This is a genomic window from Beduini massiliensis (genome assembly GCF_000829905.1).
Taxonomy (GTDB): Bacteria; Bacillota_I; Bacilli_A; order Erysipelotrichales; family Coprobacillaceae; genus Beduini; species Beduini massiliensis.
On the sequence record NZ_CDPP01000005.1, the window covers coordinates 184,508 to 204,872 of the forward strand.

At 35.9% G+C, this 20,365-nt stretch carries 16 protein-coding genes; all 16 read left to right on the forward strand.

Annotation, left to right across the window (positions count from 1 at the left end; genetic code table 11):
* The first annotated feature begins 40 nt into the window (after positions 1-40).
* The 16 genes from BN1225_RS07630 to BN1225_RS07705 all read left to right on the forward strand — a co-directional run bounded on the left by BN1225_RS07630 (position 41) and on the right by BN1225_RS07705 (position 20,300).
* Positions 41-865, forward strand: coding sequence for a prepilin-type N-terminal cleavage/methylation domain-containing protein (locus tag BN1225_RS07630; RefSeq protein ID WP_041139223.1), 825 nt, complete (start codon positions 41-43; stop codon positions 863-865).
* 195 nt (positions 866-1,060) lie between these two features.
* Positions 1,061-2,887, forward strand: a complete 1,827-nt coding sequence (locus BN1225_RS07635) for a hypothetical protein (protein ID WP_041139224.1) — start codon at positions 1,061-1,063, stop codon at positions 2,885-2,887.
* A gap of 162 nt (positions 2,888-3,049) precedes the next feature.
* Positions 3,050-4,726, forward strand: coding sequence for a putative bifunctional diguanylate cyclase/phosphodiesterase (locus BN1225_RS07640; protein ID WP_041139225.1), 1,677 nt, complete (start codon positions 3,050-3,052; stop codon positions 4,724-4,726).
* The gene (locus BN1225_RS07645) at positions 4,656-7,046 is read left to right on the forward strand and encodes a diguanylate cyclase domain-containing protein (protein ID WP_187117543.1); all 2,391 of its coding nucleotides are present in this window, start codon (positions 4,656-4,658) and stop codon (positions 7,044-7,046) included. Before BN1225_RS07640 ends, BN1225_RS07645 begins: the two co-directional genes overlap by 71 nt.
* Positions 7,047-7,059: 13 nt before the next feature.
* On the forward strand, positions 7,060-7,527 hold the full coding sequence (locus BN1225_RS07650; RefSeq protein WP_041139226.1) for a metallophosphoesterase: 468 nt from the start codon (positions 7,060-7,062) through the stop codon (positions 7,525-7,527).
* A 303-nt stretch (positions 7,528-7,830) separates the two neighbouring features.
* Entirely contained in the window at positions 7,831-9,240 is a 1,410-nt protein-coding gene (locus tag BN1225_RS07655) for an amidophosphoribosyltransferase (RefSeq protein ID WP_041139227.1), read from the forward strand.
* Between the two features lie 321 nt (positions 9,241-9,561).
* Positions 9,562-10,875, forward strand: a complete 1,314-nt coding sequence (locus BN1225_RS15205; RefSeq protein ID WP_187117544.1) for a DUF961 family protein — start codon at positions 9,562-9,564, stop codon at positions 10,873-10,875.
* Positions 10,876-10,942: 67 nt separating this feature from the next.
* On the forward strand, positions 10,943-11,383 hold the full coding sequence (locus BN1225_RS07665; protein ID WP_082029311.1) for a hypothetical protein: 441 nt from the start codon (positions 10,943-10,945) through the stop codon (positions 11,381-11,383).
* A gap of 240 nt (positions 11,384-11,623) precedes the next feature.
* Positions 11,624-12,772: a glycosyl hydrolase family 18 protein gene (locus BN1225_RS14100; RefSeq protein WP_052466469.1), complete on the forward strand. Its 1,149-nt coding sequence runs from the start codon at positions 11,624-11,626 to the stop codon at positions 12,770-12,772.
* A gap of 1 nt (position 12,773) precedes the next feature.
* Positions 12,774-13,553 (forward strand): nucleoside phosphorylase, encoded by a 780-nt coding sequence (locus BN1225_RS07675; RefSeq protein WP_052466471.1) that lies wholly within the window; start codon positions 12,774-12,776, stop codon positions 13,551-13,553.
* 574 nt (positions 13,554-14,127) lie between these two features.
* Positions 14,128-14,934, forward strand: coding sequence for an AAC(3) family N-acetyltransferase (locus BN1225_RS07680; protein ID WP_041139228.1), 807 nt, complete (start codon positions 14,128-14,130; stop codon positions 14,932-14,934).
* 74 nt (positions 14,935-15,008) lie between these two features.
* Positions 15,009-16,436, forward strand: coding sequence for a spore germination protein (locus BN1225_RS07685; protein ID WP_041139229.1), 1,428 nt, complete (start codon positions 15,009-15,011; stop codon positions 16,434-16,436).
* A gap of 139 nt (positions 16,437-16,575) precedes the next feature.
* A complete protein-coding gene (locus tag BN1225_RS07690) occupies positions 16,576-17,313 on the forward strand; it encodes an SGNH/GDSL hydrolase family protein (RefSeq protein ID WP_052466472.1) in 738 nt (245 codons plus the stop codon).
* Between the two features lie 9 nt (positions 17,314-17,322).
* Positions 17,323-17,790 carry a DUF4358 domain-containing protein gene (locus BN1225_RS07695; protein ID WP_041139230.1) on the forward strand — a complete coding sequence of 156 codons (468 nt, stop codon included), beginning with the start codon at positions 17,323-17,325 and terminating at the stop codon, positions 17,788-17,790.
* On the forward strand, positions 17,791-19,167 hold the full coding sequence (locus tag BN1225_RS07700; RefSeq protein ID WP_041139231.1) for an MBOAT family O-acyltransferase: 1,377 nt from the start codon (positions 17,791-17,793) through the stop codon (positions 19,165-19,167). It begins immediately after the preceding gene.
* Between the two features lie 17 nt (positions 19,168-19,184).
* On the forward strand, positions 19,185-20,300 hold the full coding sequence (locus BN1225_RS07705; RefSeq protein WP_052466474.1) for a DHHW family protein: 1,116 nt from the start codon (positions 19,185-19,187) through the stop codon (positions 20,298-20,300).
* The last annotated feature ends 65 nt before the right edge of the window (positions 20,301-20,365 follow it).

A 20,365-nucleotide genomic window follows, 5' to 3' on the forward strand; every position in this document is an offset into this window, starting at 1 on the left:
ATTATCATTTTTCGATATAATAAAGGTAAAGGAGCAGACTATGAAAAGAAAAAATAAAGGATTTACACTCATTGAAATTATCGTAGTCTTAGTGATTATTGCCATTCTTGCGGTCATTACCATTCCGGTAGTTATGGGGTATGTAGAAGATGCTGAAGATACAAAAATAATAAATAAAGCACACAATGTTTTAACCGTGACAAAGAGCGAATCGGTTTGGCTGTTAGCCAGAGGAGAACTCTTGACAAAAGTAAATGATGCTTCTTGGCACCAAGAGGTGATGGAAAAAGCAGAAGTGGAAGGTGAACTCATATCCATAAAGCTGAATGAAAGTCAGACCAGTACCGGAGATTTTGTGGTAAAAATTGACGGAAAATATGTCAGTTTTAATGACGCTAAACAAGAGTTTACCTTATCGAAAAAACTAAGTGATATCAATATTCATGAACAGGTAAGAAATGAATTGCTCAGCAGTAGTTTTATAGGTAAAATAAACGATTATTTTAACCGGAACAGTCATCCGGAACGTTTAGATTCAGAAGGACCGAATACAGGCAGTGAATTGCTGAAAATATTTAAAGAAAAAGGCTATGATCTCAATAACTTCAGCTTTAGGATCTATAAAAAATATGGAGGCAGTTCCAATACAATCACCATCAGCAATCAAAGAATCACCTTAGATATGGTAGGGAGCAGTATTGATGTTATCCAATATGATTATGGAGACAGTACGGATTTTTCTTCTACCCCTGTTGTCAAAAAAGCAACAGTCCCCATCATCAGTAAAACGGAAAAAGATACGCAGAATAATGAGGTAACATATGCTGTCTTTGATCTTAGTAATGTGGAATGGACCATTGAATAAATAAGTATCATCTTGAATAAGAGAATAATCGCAGAAGATTATTCTTTTTTTGTAACCTCTGAATTAATTTTGCATAAGATAAGTGAATAACGAAAATTTCACTATTTGTACATAATTTCATGAGTTGTGACATGTTTGTGATAATTAAATGATATGATATGGGTGTAAAAAGGAAAGATGAAGGAGGGATTGTTGATGAACAATAAACTATTAAAACTTTTATTAACATTAACTGTTGTTTTTTCAACAATGACTATATTTGTACAAGGAGTTCATGCTGCTCAGGCTTTGACGATTTCGACAGCAATCAGTGATGATCCCTATGTACGTGTATTTACTGTAAATAATAATGATAGCACAGCAAAGAATTATACTTATAGTGTTTCTGGAGATACAAACGAAAGTGGAGCAACTGTAAATATTGCGGCAAATGGAAGCAATACGCATGAGATTCGTTTGAATAGAGATGGCGGAACAATTATGTTTCAATTAAAAAATAATACGGATGGAAATTATTCAGCGGCGGTTGCAAGTATTGCCTCTTACCGTATTAAAGTATATTATCAAAGTAATGGAACTTCATTAAAGGACATGACTTATGTGACTTGCAATGCCAATGGAGCAAGTGCAAGTGCGCCTGTATCTATTCCTTTAAATGGACGTGTTTACAACGTGAAAGATGGTTTGAACTATAAAGAAGTTCCTTACGGAACAGATGCGATTGTATTCGAATATGAATTACAAGCACGTGATGATTATCAATCAAAAGTTGTGTTCTTAGATCAAGATGGCAATACCATTAAATCAAGCGATACTTTTACAGTAAGCGAAGCAAATGGCGGATATTATCAAGTTCCCCAAACTATTACCCATAACAGCCGTACGTATACATTAATGGCGGATCAAGGCGATATTTCTCAATCTTATAATGATGGTGCCAATACCTATTATGTACGTTATCAGATCCAAGAAGAAAGTGCTAATTTGCCTTATTATATAACTGTTGATTACAGAGCCGGAGATGTTTTATTGGCAAGAAAAACATTGACTGTACAAAGTGGGAAAACAGTAACCCATGAAGCCCCTTCTACTTTTAAAGCAGGAACTTCATCTTACCAATTAGCAGACAACAACACCATCAGTCATACGTATGGAGAAGTTACTAAAAACTATACGATTCAATATAAGCAAGAAGTTACTGATCAAAATCAGCCTTATGATGTTTATGTACAGTATGTTGATGTGACAACTGGAAAGATTCTTGAAAGTCACTATCAAACCGTAGGTGTAGACAAAACAGTTAAATTTGAAATTCCGGGAAGTTTAAGCAATGGCGGAGCTAGCTACATTTTGGCACCGGAACAACCGACAGCGATTACTCATCAATTCAGTTCAAACCAACGTCAGTATAATGTTTACTTTCATGAAAAAGATTTGAATATTGAAGAATATCCGGTGACAATTTCCTATTATGATTTAACTGAAAACAAAATCTTATTTACGACCAAAGCAACAGCGAATATAAATGAAGGGTTAACAATCACAGTACCTGCTGCTTATGAAGCAAATGGAAATCAATATGTCTTATTATCTGGACAAGATACTGAATATACACATGAATTTTATTCAACAAGACGCAGTTATACATTCATTTATCGTAATGCAGAAGATTTAGCCAATCAGGATGTGGTGGTTTTACCTGGAAATAACGGTGGAGTAGTCGAAACGCCAACCGGGACAACCGTAACGATTGATTATATGACTGGGCGAACAGTGATTACCGTACCAGAAAATGAAACGCCGCTAGTTGTAAATGAAAACGGAGAATTAGTTAATGAAACTCCTGAAAATGCTCCTGAAACTGAAGTGGTAGAAGAAAATGAAACACCATTAGCTAATCAGCCAAAACAAGCTCAGACTCCTTATATCATAGGTGGAAGTGCTGTAGGTATCTTAGTTGTGGCAGGCGTTGTATTCTACTTTATTAAAAAGAGAAAAGGCGAAGTAAAAGAAGCAAAATAGAAACGTTTTAGAACCATTCTAAAGAAGGATGGTTCTTTTTTTGTATTATTTAAACTTAGGGGATAAAATCTGGATAAACTTGTGTTTCTTTTCATCAAACAACCTAGTATTGCCAATAAATTTAGGATATAATGAACATAGAGAGTAAAGGGAGGCAACTATATGCGTAATATGATGAAAAATATAGGGCTAACTGCAGCAGATTTCTTTGATTTGTTTTCAAGAACGACAGACGATTATCTTTATATGTGGGATATCCAAAGAGGATATTTTTATATATCGGATAATGCTTATGTTGATTTTAATATCGATGAAGGAATTAAGAATGACGTTGTGAAAGAATGGGCAGGCATCATGGTACCAGAAGATCGTCAGCGTTGGTTAGATGATATGCAATTAATTGGTGATGGGAAAAAGGATTATCATGATATGGAATACCGTATTTATAATAGAGCCGGACACATCATATGGGTATCTTGCCGAGGGAAAGTGAATAAAGATGAAAATCAGCGTCCTCTTTTTATGGTAGGGCGTATTTCCAACATTGGAAAGCAAAATAAGTTTGATAATATAACGGGGTTAATGAATCGTGCTCAATTTCAGAGCGATTTAAACTATCTTTTAAGTTCGGATGTCAAAGGGTTGGTTGTGGTTTTGGATATTGATAATTTTAAGAATATCAATGAACGCCATGGCTATGCTTTTGGAGATCGGGCATTAAATTTAATTTCAACACAATTATCTAACTTATTGCCTCAAGATTGTCAAATCTATCGTTTGGATGGAGATGAATTTGCTTTTTTAATGAAAGACGGCACAAAAGAAGATATCGAAATGATTTATGAAAATATCCAAGTTTATATCACTAATCAATTTATGATGGATGGACATAAACTGTTTGTTTCTCTATCCGCCGGGGCCTGTTTCTTTCCTCATGACGGAGATAACTATCAGCGATTGTTAAGGCAGGCAGAGGGAGCTGTTGAAATCGCTAAGATGAATGGGAAAAACCAACTGATTTTCTTTTCTAAAGAAATTTATAATCGTCGTTTAAAGATTATTGAAATGCAAGAAAGTCTGCATGCTTGTGTCAGCCGTGGCTGTGATGAGTTTGAAATGTTTTATCAGCCTCAAATTGACACGGAGACTAAAAAGGTGGTCGGAGCCGAAGCTTTGCTGCGCTGGCATTCGCCTGAACACGGAGAAGTGTCACCGATTGAATTTATCCCGTTGTTAGAGGAAAGTCACTTGATTATTGAAGTGGGAAAATGGGTGTTTGAGGAAGCTGTTAAGCAATGCAAACATTGGCAAAAATATGATCCTGATTTTATCATGAGCATCAACGTTTCTTACACTCAACTTAAAGAAAACTCATTGCTTGAATATTTGAAAAACAATGATTATCGCAAGCTTTCCGCAAAAAATTTCATTTTAGAGCTGACAGAAAGCTGCTGGGTGCCCAATCTGCATTTTTTAAATCAAGAATTCAAGAATATTCAGGATATGGGCTATGGGATTGCGATTGATGATTTTGGCACCGGCTATTCCTCGCTGAGTCATCTAAAAGAACTTTCAGCGAATATTATTAAAATCGACAGAAGTTTTATTCAAGGAATCAATCAAGGCAGCTATGAATATACCTTCTTGGAATATATCGTCAAGCTTGCACATATCATTGATTTAAAAGTGTGTGTTGAAGGGGTAGAGACGATTGAAGAGTATAATGTGGTTAAACAGGCGTCACCGGATTATATTCAAGGATATCTATTTGGCAGACCAATCAGTGCCGCTGATTTTGAAAATCGCTATTTTAATGATGATCAAGCAGGAGGGCACTAAAATGAATACAAAAGCCACTTCTGCTTTTATTAAAGAAAAGACAAAGCAGAAAGATAAGGAGAAAGAGAATCTTGATGCTTTAAGATTAAAACAAGTGAATGATGATCTGGAAGTATTAACCAATAATGTTCCCGGGGGGATTTTCCGCTGTTTAGATGATGAGGCTCTGACGCTGCAATACGTCAGTGACGGCTTTTTAAAAATGCTCGGATATACTCGTCAGGAAATAAAAGATTTATTTCAAGACAGTTTTAGAAAGATGATTGATTCACGTGATCGTGAAAGTATTGAAAAAGAAGTAAAACGGCAAATGTCACTTGGCAATACTAAGCAGATCGAATATCGTATTTTACATAAAGAACATTATTCCTTATGGGTTTTGGATAAAGGACAATTGATTGAAGATCCACAAGGAGGCTATCCATCCTTTTACTGCATTATTATAGATATCACAGAAGAAAAAAAGGTAAGAGAAGAACTAAGCCTGGCATTAGAACGCTACGATATTATTATGGACCAGACCAATGATGTCGTATTTGACTGGGATATTAGAAAGGATTGTTTGAAATATTCAAGAGGTTTGGAAAGAATAATTACACAGCCAATACCTAAAAACAATATCAAAGAATTTATACTGGAAACATGTCGTCCTCTTTTTTATCAGGCAGATCTTCCTAAATTGAATTGTTTGCTTGATAAAATCAGAAATAAAAGCAGTTATGTTGAAGAAGAACTGCGTTTGATGAATACTCATCATCAATACTGTTGGTGGCGTGTGCGTGTCAGCGTACAGTTTGATAAAGAGGATCAACCAATCCGAGCAATCGGCATTATTATTGATATCGATCAGGAAAAAAAGCATTCTCAATTTTTATTAAACCGTTCACAGGAAGATGCGTTGACAGGTATTTATAATAAGATGACTGTTCAACGACAGATTAAAAGTATTTTAACTCAATTGGATAAAGAAAGAACCCATGCATTGATGATCATTGATATTGATAATTTTAAAGAAATCAACGATCGTCTAGGGCATTTGTTTGGTGATGCAATATTAAGTGATATTGCCAGAAGAATGAAAAACGTATTTCATCATCATGATATTATTGGAAGAATTGGCGGAGATGAATTCATTATTTTTGTAAAAGATGGGCAGGATATCGAAGCAATTAAAAGTAAAGCTGGGCAAATGATCTATGAAATGCATGAACTACAGTTAAACCATGATAAACAGGTCCCGATTTCGTGCAGTATTGGTATTGCGTTGGTGCCAAAAGATGGAGATGATTTTAAATCGCTTTTTCAAAAAGCGGATCAGGCACTCTACCATGCGAAAAAGGCTGGAAAAAATCAATATGCTTTTTATGATGAATCGATTATTAAAGAATATATAGGAGATACTAAAGTTAGCTCAGTAGTAAATGAAACCATTGATTCTAATGAAAATAATAAGGTGCTGAGCGGTCAGCTGACAGAATATGTATTTCGGGTGCTTTATAATTCAAAAAATTTGTCTGGGGCAATCTCATCTATTTTAGAAATCGTTGGTCTGCAGTTTGATGTAAGTCGTGTCTATATATTTGAAAATGTTGAAAACGATGCTTATTGTATGAATACGTTTGAATGGTGTAATGAGGGTGTGGAGCCACAGATTAAGAGTTTGAAGCGAGTTGCCTATAAGGATGAGCTGGGCAGAAATTATATGGATAATTTTAATGAAGATGGAATTTTTTACTGTACGGATATTCATCAACTGCCTGAATATCATTATGAAGTGGTGGCAAAGCAAGGCATAAAATCCATGCTTCAGTGTGCAATTCAAGATAATGGGAAATTTAAAGGCTATGTAGGGTTTGATGAATGTCGACAGAATCGTTACTGGACACAAGATCAAATTGAAACTTTAGTGTTTATATCGGAAATCCTAAGTGTATTTTTACTAAAAAACAGGGCAGAATCAGTATTGAGACAAGAATCTAACGGATTGTTGGATTTATTAAATAATCAAAATTCATGGATCTATGTCATTGATCCGGCAACTTATGAACTGTTATTTATTAATAAAAAGACAATGGAGTTATGCCCGGAAGCGAAAATAGGAATGTGCTGTTATGAAATTTTTATGCAGCGGACTTCACCCTGTTCGTTTTGTCCGCTTAAATTACTTTTAAGTGGTAAAGAAAATCAAAATGTCGAAATATATAATCCTTATCTTAAAGTATGGGTGGATGTAGATGCCTCACATGTAAAATGGAAGGCGAAAGACGCGGTTATGCTGAGCTGTCGGGATATTGGAAAATATAAAGAATCTGAAAAATAAGCAGAGGTAGAAAATGATCGTTGTTATCGTCAGTGATTCACATGGGAAAGCAGAGCGCATGGATGAGATTTTAAAACGTTATCCCAAGGCGGACTATTATATTCATTGCGGGGATTTTCTGTTAAATCAGAAAGATTATCCGCAATTTCAGATTGTCCGTGGAAATAATGATGAAATAAACAGTTTTCCCGAACAATTGGTGCTGGAAATAGGAAAATATAGACTCCTTATTCTGCATGGTCATCAGTATCCTTCTGCAAAAAGAGACAGACAATTGATTAAGCTGGCAAAGTCTTTAAATGTGGATGTTGTCTGCTTTGGACATACCCATGTTCCCAGAAAAGAATATTTAGATTCTGTATTGCTGCTTAATCCCGGTGCACTTTGGCGATGCAACAGTAGAAACGGTCCTAGTTATGCGGTTTTAGAAGTAGGAGATCATCTTTGTGCTAAGATTTGTTATTTTAATGAATCACGATAAAAGGAAATGTCTTATGAAAAGGCATTTCCTTTTTAAACTTCGAGTTTTTTCTTTTATTTATTCATTAATCATCTAGTCGTAAAAATGATTTTTCAGCTGTTCTTGTTTAGATATATGTATTTTTTAAAGGAATATAAATTTGTTTATTTCATTACAATTTGGGATAAAAGAAAGGAGAATACATAAAGTGTTTGCGCTTTCTTTTATAAGTTATCGTAATTGTTGGAAACAAAATGTAGACTTATGTCGAAAAATCATCTAAAATAGATAAGTAAACTATGGTTAAAGGAGAAGGTTATCGAGATGAGTGGATTTTTTGGCGTAGCATCAAAAAACGATTGTGTCATGGACTTATTTTTTGGAGTAGATTATCATTCGCATTTAGGAACCCGCAGAGGGGGAATGGCTGTATATGGACCGGATGGATTTAATCGTTCTATTCATAATATTGAAAATTCACCCTTTAGAACAAAATTTGAAAAAGATGTGGATGAATTTGTTGGAAAGATTGGAATTGGCTGTATTTCAGATAATGAAGCTCAACCATTGTTGGTAAATTCTCATTTAGGGTCATTTGCTATTACAACGGTTGGACGTATCAATAACTTAGAAGAATTAAAGGAAAATTGTTTTGCTTATGGAACGACTCACTTTTTAGAAATGAGCGGGGGCGTGATTAATCCTACGGAAATGGTAGCGGCAATCATCAATCAAAAAGATACGATTGTTGATGGGATCAAACATGTTCAAAAGGTGGTAAAAGGATCAATGAGTATTTTGATCATGACACCGGATGGAATTTATTGTGCACGTGATAAATTTGGACGAACACCAGTTATTATTGGCACAAAAGAAGATGCCCATTGCGTTACTTTTGAAAGTTCGGCTTTCTTGAATTTAGGTTATCATCATGAAAAAGATCTAGGTCCGGGAGAAATTATTTTTATGACCGAAGACGAGATCAAACAGGAACAGGCACCATCAGATCAAATGAAAATGTGTTCGTTCTTATGGGTATATTATGGATATCCAACGTCTACTTATGAAGGGATTAATGTGGAAGTGATGAGAAATCGCTGCGGTGATCTTTTAGCGGGGCGTGACGATGCTAAACCGGATAGTGTTGCCGGGGTACCTGATTCAGGAATTGCACACGCAGTAGGTTATGCGAATCGTTCAGGGATTCCTTTTGCCCGACCATTTATTAAGTATACACCGACTTGGCCACGTTCATTTATGCCCCAAAGTCAGGGACAAAGAAATTTGATTGCAAAAATGAAATTGATTCCGGTACAGGAATTGATCAAAGATAAAAGTTTATTGCTGATTGATGATTCTATCGTACGTGGAACTCAATTAAGAGAAACAACAGAATTCTTATATCAGAGTGGTGCAAAAGAAGTGCATGTCAGACCAGCATGTCCGCCATTGCTGTTTGGATGTAAGTATCTGAATTTCTCACGTTCAAATTCAGAAATGGATTTGATTACCAGAAGAGTAATCCGTGACCTTGAAGGAACAGATAATGTCAGTGAAGAAGTATTGCTTCAATATGCTGATCCGGATCATCCTAAATATCAAGCAATGCTAGATGAAATCTGTAAACGTTTGAAGTTTACATCACTAAAATACCATCGTTTAGATGATTTGATTGAATCGATTGGTCTTGAACCATGTAAATTATGTACTTATTGCTGGAGCGGTAAAGAATAATAGGAGATTTCAGGATACCCTGAAATCTTTTTTATACTCAAAAAAACAGTAAAATCTTGATTATCCCCTAAAACACTGTATCTATCGCATTTACAAAGGACGAAAGAACTCATTTTACTACTTATTTACTACTTACTAATGAGCCTTGATACGTTGATAAGTCCAAGCAATGCAAAGATATGGTACAGCACATCAGTATTGAAACATCAAAATTGAATAAAGCATATAGACTATGGAACGCCTATAAAGAAGCGTTCCTTTTCTATTTCCAGCCGTTCAGAAATGGACGACTATTTTATTACCCAATGAAAGGAGCATTACATGAAGAAAATATTTAAACGGTTGCTGACTGCCACGCTGACACTAGCAACACTCTTTACTTCGTTACCTGCCACGCAGGTACACGCTTCATCAAATAGCGTTATCCGTCTGGAAAAACACCCACAATATGGTTATCAGTTTGACAGTAGTTATCCCTCACTATTTGGAAGTGATACAAAATATAAAGACTGGTGGACTTTTAAAATGAATGTAGATAGCAGTGGCTTGGAAAAAATCGTCTATTGCATTCAGTATAGTATACCATGCAATACAGGTGACAGTTACAGCCATCAACACACCCACCCTGACATCAGTTCAGCACAACAAAAGCTATTACAGCGTGCCTTGGTCTTTGGCTACAATGAAAATACAGGCAATCTGTATGGTGGCTCATGGCTTGACAATGCTATGGCAACGCAAGCTATGGTATGGGTCATTACAGGCGGTCAATATGGTACGTCATGGGAAAGCAGAATTGCAGACAATCTTTTGCAAGATAACCCAACCGCACGCAGTATCTATAATCAAATTCGTGCCAACATGGAAAGCTACGATGTTATTCCCAGCTTTACAGCTTCTAGTGCTGGCAAGGCTAAAGATTATGAAATGAAATACAACATGAACACAGGCAATTTTGAATTGACCTTAGAGGACAGCGGAAACGTATTGAAGTATTTTGACTTTTCAGCTTCTGGCGTGAGCGTAAAAAGAAACGGTAATAAGTTGGTGTTATCCGCCCCAACAGAAAAGCAGCTCGATACAATCACATTGAAAGCCAATAAGAACCTGCCTAAAGACGTATTGCCTTCTTTAGTTTCTGGTACGCCCGAATACTGGTATAACTCTACACAGCAAAACCATACTTCATTAGATGTGACTGGTTCTCGTGAAGCTGTTCCTGCGTACTTCAAGCTACACACTGAAAAAATCGGACATATTAAATTAAAGAAAGCGTCCGAAGATGGCATTGTAAGTGGGTTGCGTTTCCAGATTACAGGAAACGGCATTGACCGTATCTACACAACAGATAAGGACGGCACACCCTCAACAGAAGTCAAAGAGCGTACCTATGATTTGAAATGTAAAGAAAAAGGCTGTATGATACAGGTTTCCATACCTGCCAGTGTGCCATTAAAGGAGTTTGATTACAATGCAGAGGTGGAAATCATCAATCCTGTGGCTGATACTGTAGCAACTGCTACCTACATGGGTGCGGACGTTGATTGGTATATCAAAGCAGAGGATATAATCTTAAAGAATGGAAAACAACAATCAATTCCACCTCATCAAAATAAGAATATTGAGAACAAATAAAATTGTGTATTGCCTATGATTAAGGTATAATATCCCCATAAATTAGAATTTGTAAAGGAGAATTTTTATGGGAAATTTGAATTTTTTTAAAAAAAGCATAGCCAGGGATAATATGTTGAAACCAAAAAAGTCAACGAAAGTTGTTTTTAATAGTTTAGTTTTAATAGCTACAATGCTATCAATTATACGTTGGGCAAGTGTTTTAAATAGTAATATAGTAGTAATCAATACAGAAATTAATTCTCATATTACAAATTTTTCATTAAGCTTAGTGTTTTATCTAGGTGTTGGATTTACTTGGATGTTACAAAAAATATCATTTAAAAAAATAATTTTGTTAGGGTTGCTTATTGTTATAGCAAATATTTTGTGTGAAACAATAATGGGTTTTATGAATACTACTGATATAATAGATGCAATTTATGGCATTGTTGGAACTTTAATAAGTTTTTGTTTCTTGTTAGTGGTAAATAAATATGGATTAGAAAGCATTTATGATGAAAGTTAAATTATATACAAATTTGAATTTATAGAGGTGATTTTATGCGTGAGGATAAAGTAAAAGAATGTTTTTTTTGCTTGGTTTAATTCTGAATGGGATCAATACAATGATATTTTTAATATTAATGCATATTATAGTGAATCATGGGGACCAGAATACACTGGTGTTAAAGAAAAAAGCATTGACCTAAAGGAAGCTTTAAGGTGTATGATAGAGGTATAGAAATAGATAGAAAGGGAGATTTGAATGAAAAAACAAATTCTGTTTTTACTTTTGATTTCGGTATGGTTAAGTGGCTGTTCGGTCCCCAAGCAACAAGAATCACTCGTTAAAGAGGGGGAATATCGAGCAATTGCCTATGTCACTGTGCCGGCATCAGAAAATTGGCGTTGGATCGGAGAAGATGGAGAAACGGTTACATCGGCAGTGGATACACGCTATGTCACTCATATTAATTTTGCCTTTGGCATGATTGAAGCTTATCAGTATGATCCGGGATATGACGGGCGCCCCTTAATGAATGGAAATGTAGCGTCAAAAGAGGCTTATAAAGACCCCGATGATGGAAATTATCATTACCGGGCAACAGTGAACGGTTGGATTGAAGAAATGAAATCTATAGTAAACGGTGAGCCCTATCTTCATGCTTTAGTCGCTCTGAAAGAACAAAAACCGGATCTGAATATATTGCTTTCGATTGGTGGTTGGGATTCAGATGGTTTTTGCTATATGGCACAAACATCAAAAGGACGAAATGAATTTATTGAAAGCTGTATGGATTTGATCGATGAATTTCAATTGGATGGCATCGATTTAGACTGGGAATATCCAAATAACGGCGGATGGGGAACAATTGCTTCTTGTCCAACCTGTGAAAAAGATGGAATTGCTTTGCTGAAGGAATTCCGTGCTAAGTTAGATGAACGTTATCCTGATGAGAGTAAATTGCTGACAATTGCTTCAGGGCTCCCATGGGTTGATGAAGAAGGATTGGAAGCACTGGATTATATGAACGTAATGTGCTATGACTATGATTCGGGAAGCGGCAGAAGTCAAGCTCCGATGTCATATGTAAAAGATAATATGAAAAAGCATATTCATAAGGTTAACGATACACCTGAACACCGGGCAAAATTAAACTTAGGGATTCCTTTTTATAACGAAGGGGGCCCTTATTTAGTCCCTTACTACAAAAAATGGGAGGGTTATGAAGATGCCACTCCTAAAATAACTCAGGAGAAGATGAACTGGGTTAAAGAAAATGGCTATGGCGGGGGGGTTTATTGGGCATATTCAATGGATAAATTTGAACAAGATGTCGACAATCCAAACAGTCCGGAAGTAAAAGAACTGCAAAGGACCGTCTATGAAACTTTAAACGGAGAAGTAAAATAAGATGAAATTCAGATTAGATAAAGATGATAGTCGCCCGGTCATTACGGCTTTTGATCAGATTCATGATATGCAGCATGGGCAATCGGTTCCTATTTTTCCTAAACGAGCCGTCGTGTTTTGCTATGGATATGGGTTAGATTTTTTGAAGTCAAAGCATCATGCGAAAGTTTGGTTAAAGAAATTACCTCGCTTTTTGTCGGGCGGAGAAGTTTATAAAATAGATGGTTACGAGGATATCTGTTTTCTTCATGGCGGAGCGGGAGCACCGATGATTGCCGATACAATAGAAACACTTATAGCATTGGGCGTTGAACAGTTTTATCTATTAGGGCTGTGTGGCGTATTTGACGGCATTGTCGAAGTCGGCGATATTGTGATTCCCAATCGGGTTTTGAGTGAAGAAGGCACATCGCGCCATTATATATCCGATATCGAATTTGTTGAAACGGATAAGTTAAGGCAGGAGCAAGTGTATCAATACTTTAAAACGCTTCAAACTGTTTATTTAGTACCTACTGTCACAACAGACGCTATTTATCGTCAAACCTTTAAAAAGGAAGCATACTGGCGTACACAAGGCTGTGTAGGTGTGGATATGGAGTCTTCTGCTTTTTTGACAGTATGTCATTATTATAATAAAAAAAGCACCGTTATTTTAATGGCTTCTGATGCCCATCCGCTAAATGCTAAAGAGACATGGACTTTTGGTAAAAAAGATTTTATGACCTGTCGGGAAAGTTTTACTGCTCATGCCTTAGCGTTTATTTTAAAGTCTCTCTAAAATAGGAAAAAGCAAACTTATTTAAAAAGGACTTTAATCAGTTTTATAATTTAGTCTATAGAAATGAATCATTTAGTATAAAGTGAAGAGATTGATATTTAATCCATGCTTGTGATAAACGGCTGACTATAAAATAATATCTGTTATTGTTAATCTCTTGTCATTGCTAAAGTAGATATGATAAAATCTTCCATAACTATTATGGGATAGGTTTAGAAATAAACTATCTCTTCTTATAATGCGTATGGGAGAGAAACTAATGTCTGTTTTTGTTAATGGAGATAACGGCAATCTGTGGCGGAAGCAATGGAAAAAAGATATTACGCAAGAGTCATCTAAAAATTGGTAAGTTATGGAGTTGTCCAAATGGATAAAGAAAATAACGTCTTTATTCCTTATCTTAATGCGGATATAATGAATGCAAATAGTGAGAATGCTTTTAATCATGATTATATGGAATAAAATACAATGCAAGGTTTGATCAATTTTTTTGATTACCTTGCTTTTTTCTTATGCGATACAACTATGAAAATGAGGCTAAGTTTGTTAGAATGAAAGAAAGGCGGGTGAAACTATGCGTGAATATGAAATTATAGAAGGAAGTAAAAAAGCGTATACTAAAGAAGATTTAATTCAAGATTTAAAAGAATTAGGGGTTCAAAAGGGGGATTGTTTGCTTGTGCATGCATCACTTTCAAAGTTGGGCTGGATCATTGGCAGAGAAGTCAGTGTGGTAGAAGCATTGATTGAAACATTGGGGGAAGAGGGAACCTTGGTAATGCCTAGTTTCAGTGGTGAAAATTCAGATCCTGAAAATTGGCAGGCACCTCCTGTCCCTAAAGAATGGATAGAGAAAATCAGAATGCATATGCCACCTTTTGATCCAATCTTGACTCCCACAAGGCAAATGGGCAAGATTGCCGATCTTTTTCGCCATTATCCCGGGTCGCAGCGTTCTTATCATCCTCAAGTGTCTTTTATTGCCCGTGGTCCAGAAGCAAAAGTTTTATTAGAGAATCATGCTTTGACGCCTGGATTTGGAAAACAGTCACCGTTATACCGATTGTATGAAAAAAATGCCAAAGTATTATTATTAGGAGTAGGGTATGGTAATTGTACCTGTATGCATTTAGGAGAAACGTGGTTAGAGAATCCTAAATGGGTAGATACCGGCGCCAGCATGATGCAAGACAAAAAAGCAACATGGGTCAGTTTTCGTGAAATTGACTATAATGATGAAGATTTTGAAGAAATTGGCAAGGATTACGAAAAAGAACATCATGTTCAGATTGGAAAAGTGGGGCAGGGAGAAGCACGTTTGTTAGAGATACAGTCCATAACAGATTTTGCGTATCAGTGGATGCGAAAAAACAGAAAATAAACAGCAGGAGATTATTACTCCTGCTTTTTGTATACTTTTACTTAAATAAGTCAATCTTAATAATAGGTGATAAAATGGATAAAAAAGATTATTGGCAATGTGTTGATGAATTAGATCGAATTTTAGATGTTGAGATTAACTTTGACATTGTAAAGCGAACCTTGACCATTCAAAAAAAGGAACTCTCTTTTTATTTTATAGATGGTTATGTGAAAGATGATATTATTGAACGATTGATGCAGTTTTTAATGGGAACTGCTATTAAAATGGATCAGCTCAAAACGATTGAACAGTTTTCCGCTCAGCTTATTCCTTATGTAGAAGTAGAAGTCAATGAAGAGATAGAAATGATGGTACAGGCAATCCTATCGGGAACGATCGTGTTGCTTGTGGAAGGATTTTCTGCAGGAATATTCATTGATGCTCGTACCTATCCGACACGAGGAATGCAGGAACCGGAAGATGATCGGGTTTTACGAGGTTCACGGGATGGGTTTGTTGAAACATTAGTATTTAATACGGCGTTGATTCGTCGACGCATACGTGACCCGCGATTAAGAATGGAATATACCAGCGTAGGAACACGAAGCAAAACGGATATTGTATTATGTTATATGGATGGTATTGTTAAACCGGAAATATTATCCAGCATCAAAAAGCAGTTGGCAGATATTCAGGTAGAGGCTTTGACAATGGCACAGGAAAGTTTAGCTGAAGCATTGGTCATAGGGAAGTGGTATAGTCCTTTTCCAAAAGTACGTTATACAGAGCGTCCGGATACCGCCAGCAGCAATGTACTAGAAGGCAAAATCATCGTGATTATCGATAATTCCCCTAGTGTGATGATCCTGCCAACATATTTCTTTGACTTTGTTCAGGAAGCTCAGGATTATTATTTGCCGCCTTTAACGGGGACTTATCTGCGTATTATTCGCATTGGTGTTTTTATTGTGACTTTATTAGCGAGTCCGATTTGGTATTATTTTAATACAAATCCGAGCTTGACACCGGCCTTTTTGCAATTTACACTGATTGGCAATGCCCACAATATTCCTATTATCGTTCAGCTTTTAATGTTGGAATTTGGGATTGATGCATTAAAATTAGCCTCGCTCAATACCCCCAGTTCCTTAAGCAGCTCCTTTAGTATTATTGGGGCATTGATTTTAGGAGATTTTGCGGTGGAAGCTGGTTGGTTTGCACCGGAAGTTATTTTATATATGGCGTTTGTCGCATTAGCCAATTTCACACAGCCAAGTTATGAACTCGGCTATGGCATCAAATTCATGCGTGTAATGTTGTTGATCTTGATTGCCTTACTGCCTAAATGGGGCTTATGGATAGGATTGGTCATCATGGGATGGATTCTTTATCGCAGTAAAACGATATCTAAAGAAAGTTATCTATATCCGCTGATTCCATTTTGCTGGCGTGATTTTAAGATGATCTTTAGAAGACGTAAATTAAAATCACATGCTTCTTTAAAATCAATCCATAAATAAAGATATCGCAGGATATCTTTTTTAATCGTTCCAAGTCATTTTACAGTTCGGTAAAAAATGACATTTTTAAGAATATTGATTGGCTATATATGTGGAATATGATACTCTATAAGTGATATGCTAGGGAAGGGTGAGAGATATGAAAAAAGGAAGAATAATAATATTCGTTGTACTTGTGATTGTCGCTTCTGTTTTTATTTTTTCACCTAAAAAAATGACATATCCCGATGAGGTCGCTCTAGGAAGAGAAAAAATAGCAGAAATGTCTCAACGTGATTTAGCCAGCGTAGAAACAAGCATTTCCAATGCACAGAAACGAAAACGTGCAAATAAGAGGGAAGATCTTAATTTTAAGCAAATCTATGAGAATGCAATTATTATGGGGGATTCAATGGCGATGGCACTTTTGGATTATCAGCTGTTAAATCCTAATCAAGTTGTCAGTAAACGAGGGCGCACAGTCGGCAATAATGAAGAAGATGTCGCTGTTGTAAAAGGGTTGAGTCCCCAAACCTTGTTTTTACAATATGGTTTAAATGACATGCCGGCTTTTCGTGGGAATATTGATGGTTGGATTGATGCTTATGAGGGACTAATCCATGATTTACAAGCCTCTTTGCCAGCAACGGACCTTTATGTGGTGGCTATTACTCCCTTAACAAGCAAGGGACAAAGTGTCAATGAATATAATCATCGTTATTTAGAATTCAATGAGGCGTTAAAAACAATGTGTGAGCGTTTAGGGGTAAAGTTTATCGATCCTGGTTTTTTGGTGGACCCTAATGATATGGAGCAATATCAATCAGATGGTATCCATCCGGGATATTCATATTTCCCTAAATGGTTAAGTTATATGGCAGATGAAGCCGATTTATAGGAGGAGAGCATGAGAAAAGATCGTTTATTTAGTTTGTTTTTAATAGCTGTTGCAGTAGTGATGCTCGCTTATCCTTTTCGCTATAAAATCAGTTTAGTAACGATAGATAAAATACAGCCATATCTTGATGATTATATAGAATCAGAAAATGTTTTTTTGGCATCAACACGCAATGTCAATCAGGATTACGGATTGCGCAGTGACGATTATGACGGCATTTTGCTTTATGAATCCAAGGAATCGACAGAAGTAAATGAAATTATGGTTGTGAAAGTAAAAAACAGTGCACAAAGAGAAGAAGTAAAAAAAGCAATGGAAAAAAGAATAGACAAAAGAATAAAGATATTCGAAGGTTATGGTCCTGATCAGACGGCTTTATTAAAAGAAAGCCGCATTCGTGATAAAAAAGGCTATGTCGTTTTGATCATCAGTCCCAATGCGGAAACCATTTGGAAAGATATCGCTAAGGTGATCTAAATGTCATTTACAAGTTTTACATTCTTGTTTATTGTTTTGCCTTTATTTATTCTTTGTTCATTGTTTTTATCCATTAAAAAAAGTAATGGGATATTGCTTTTTGTCAGTTTATTCTTTTACTCTTGGGGAGATCCCCATCATTTCTTCTTTTTAATTCTTTTGATGACCTATAATTTTATCTTGCTTAGCTTCATGAATAAAAAAACCGGGAAAAGAAGAAAATCCTTATTTATACAAGGAATTTTAGTTAATGTGTTCCTATTGTTTTATTTTAAATACTATGGTTTTATTTTAACGACGATTGGCGGCTTGTTTCATTTTAAAATTCAATTTGAACCGATTCCTTTGCCAATAGGGATATCATTTATTACATTTAGTGTATTATCTGTATTATTTGATTATTATAAAGATGAAAACCGCCCAATGCATGGCTTTTTTGAATATGCTTTATACGTTTCTTTCTTCCCTAAATTATTAATGGGACCAATCGAACGATTTGAACCCTTTTTTCATCAAATATATCATCGTAAAGTGAGTTTTTCTAAGGCAAGTGAAGGCATTGAACGCTTTATTATTGGGCTTTCTAAAAAAGTTTTGCTTGCGGATAGTTTAAGTGTCCTTTACGGACTGGCTGTTGCGGATGGAACATTAAGTTTTTATACAGTTTGGATTGCTGTTTTTGCTTTTACACTGCAGATTTATTTTGATTTTAGTGGGTATAGTGACATGGCATTGGGACTAGCGAAGATTGCCGGTTTTGAACTGATGGAAAACTTTAATTATCCTTATATAGCACAAAGCATTTCTGATTTTTGGCGTCGTTGGCATATCTCACTAAGCCAGTGGTTCAGAGACTATATTTATATTCCGCTGGGGGGCAATCGTGTTCCTTTGCCAAGACATATTGTGAATATTTTAGTCGTTTGGATGACGACGGGTTTATGGCATGGAGCCAGCTGGACTTATATTTTTTGGGGATTATATTATGGGGTAATGCTGCTGATTGAGAAATACGGTATTTCTAAGTTAAGGCTGCCTCATTGGCTGAAATGGGCTTCAACTTTCTTTTTTGTGATGATCGGTTGGGTGTTCTTCTTCAGTCCCACAATTCAGCAAGCTTTTCGCTATTTAGGGGCGATGTTTGGAGCGGAGGGTTTTGTTTTGCATCATACGCTTTGGCTGCTTCAAAATTATGGGTTGATTTTACTATTGGCAACAGTCTTTATATTTCCGTTACCGGGGAAAATGTATCAGCGTCTTCATGGGGAGGCACAGGGACATTGGATATGTACCGTTATTTTAGTGAGCCTGCTATTTCTTTGTATTGCCGCTCTTTTGAATTCAACGTATCAGTCATTTTTATATGCAGCATTCTAGGATAAAGGAGAAAAAAGATGAAATCTAAACAATCAATCATTATTATCATCACATTTATTTTATTTCTTTGTCCATTGGTTATTTATTTTGGCAAACAAAAAACTTTTTCGGAATCGGAGAACCGGGTACTGCAGACAAGACCGAATTTAAACAGTGAAGCTTATATGAACAAAGATTTTCAATCTGAACAAGATCGTTATCTTTCTGATCAGTTTCCTTTCCGTAATTCGTTAGTGACATTAAAAACAAAATTGGATTACTTATCTGGCAAACGTTATTTTCATGATGTTTATATTGGGAAAAACGACCAGATGTTTGAAGATTTTAAACCTTTTGACGATGAACAGATAACTCAGCTTAAAGAGCGTCTGCAAACCTTTTTAGAGGGATATCAGGATTTGAATACGTCCATGTTGCTGGTGCCAAATGCCATCTCTTTACAAAAGGATAATCTGCCTTCCCTTGCTAAACCGTTGGATCAGGAGGTTGTCATTCAGCGCTTTTTGGAGGGGTTAAACGTAGATTATGCACCGAATCTCTCTGAACTTTTAAAGGAACATGATCAAGAATACTTGTATTACCATACGGATCACCACTGGACCAGTTTGAATGCCTATTATGTTTATCAAGCATTTGCCTTGCAGAATGGCTTTACATCCCCTCAATATACGAATTATTATATCAGTGATAACTTTATCGGTACGCTCGCAAGTAAAAGTGGTTATCCCGTAAGTCAGCCAGATCAAATTCAAATATATGTTGGTGATGATCAGACACATTATACTATTTCTTATGTGGAAGAAAAAAAGAAGACAGTGAGTTTTTATGATGAAAGCAAATTGTCAACAAAAGATCAATATGCAGCTTTTATGGGCGGAAATTTTGCTAGAGTAGATATTGCGACAGACTCCGAATCAGAACAGCGATTATTGATTTTTAAAGATTCTTATGCGAATGCTTTTGTTCCATTTTTGGCACCTCATTATGAAAAAATTGTGATGATTGATCCGCGTTATTATTTTGGCGATGTTCATCAATTGATTCAAGATGAGGGCATTACCGATTTGTTGTTTTTATATAATGCAAATACGTTTTTTGGAGATACTTCTTTAAATGATTATTTAGCACCATAACTTCGGGAGCCCGAAGTTTTTATTATTAGAAAAGTATACGTCATAAAAAGAACATGCTACAATGA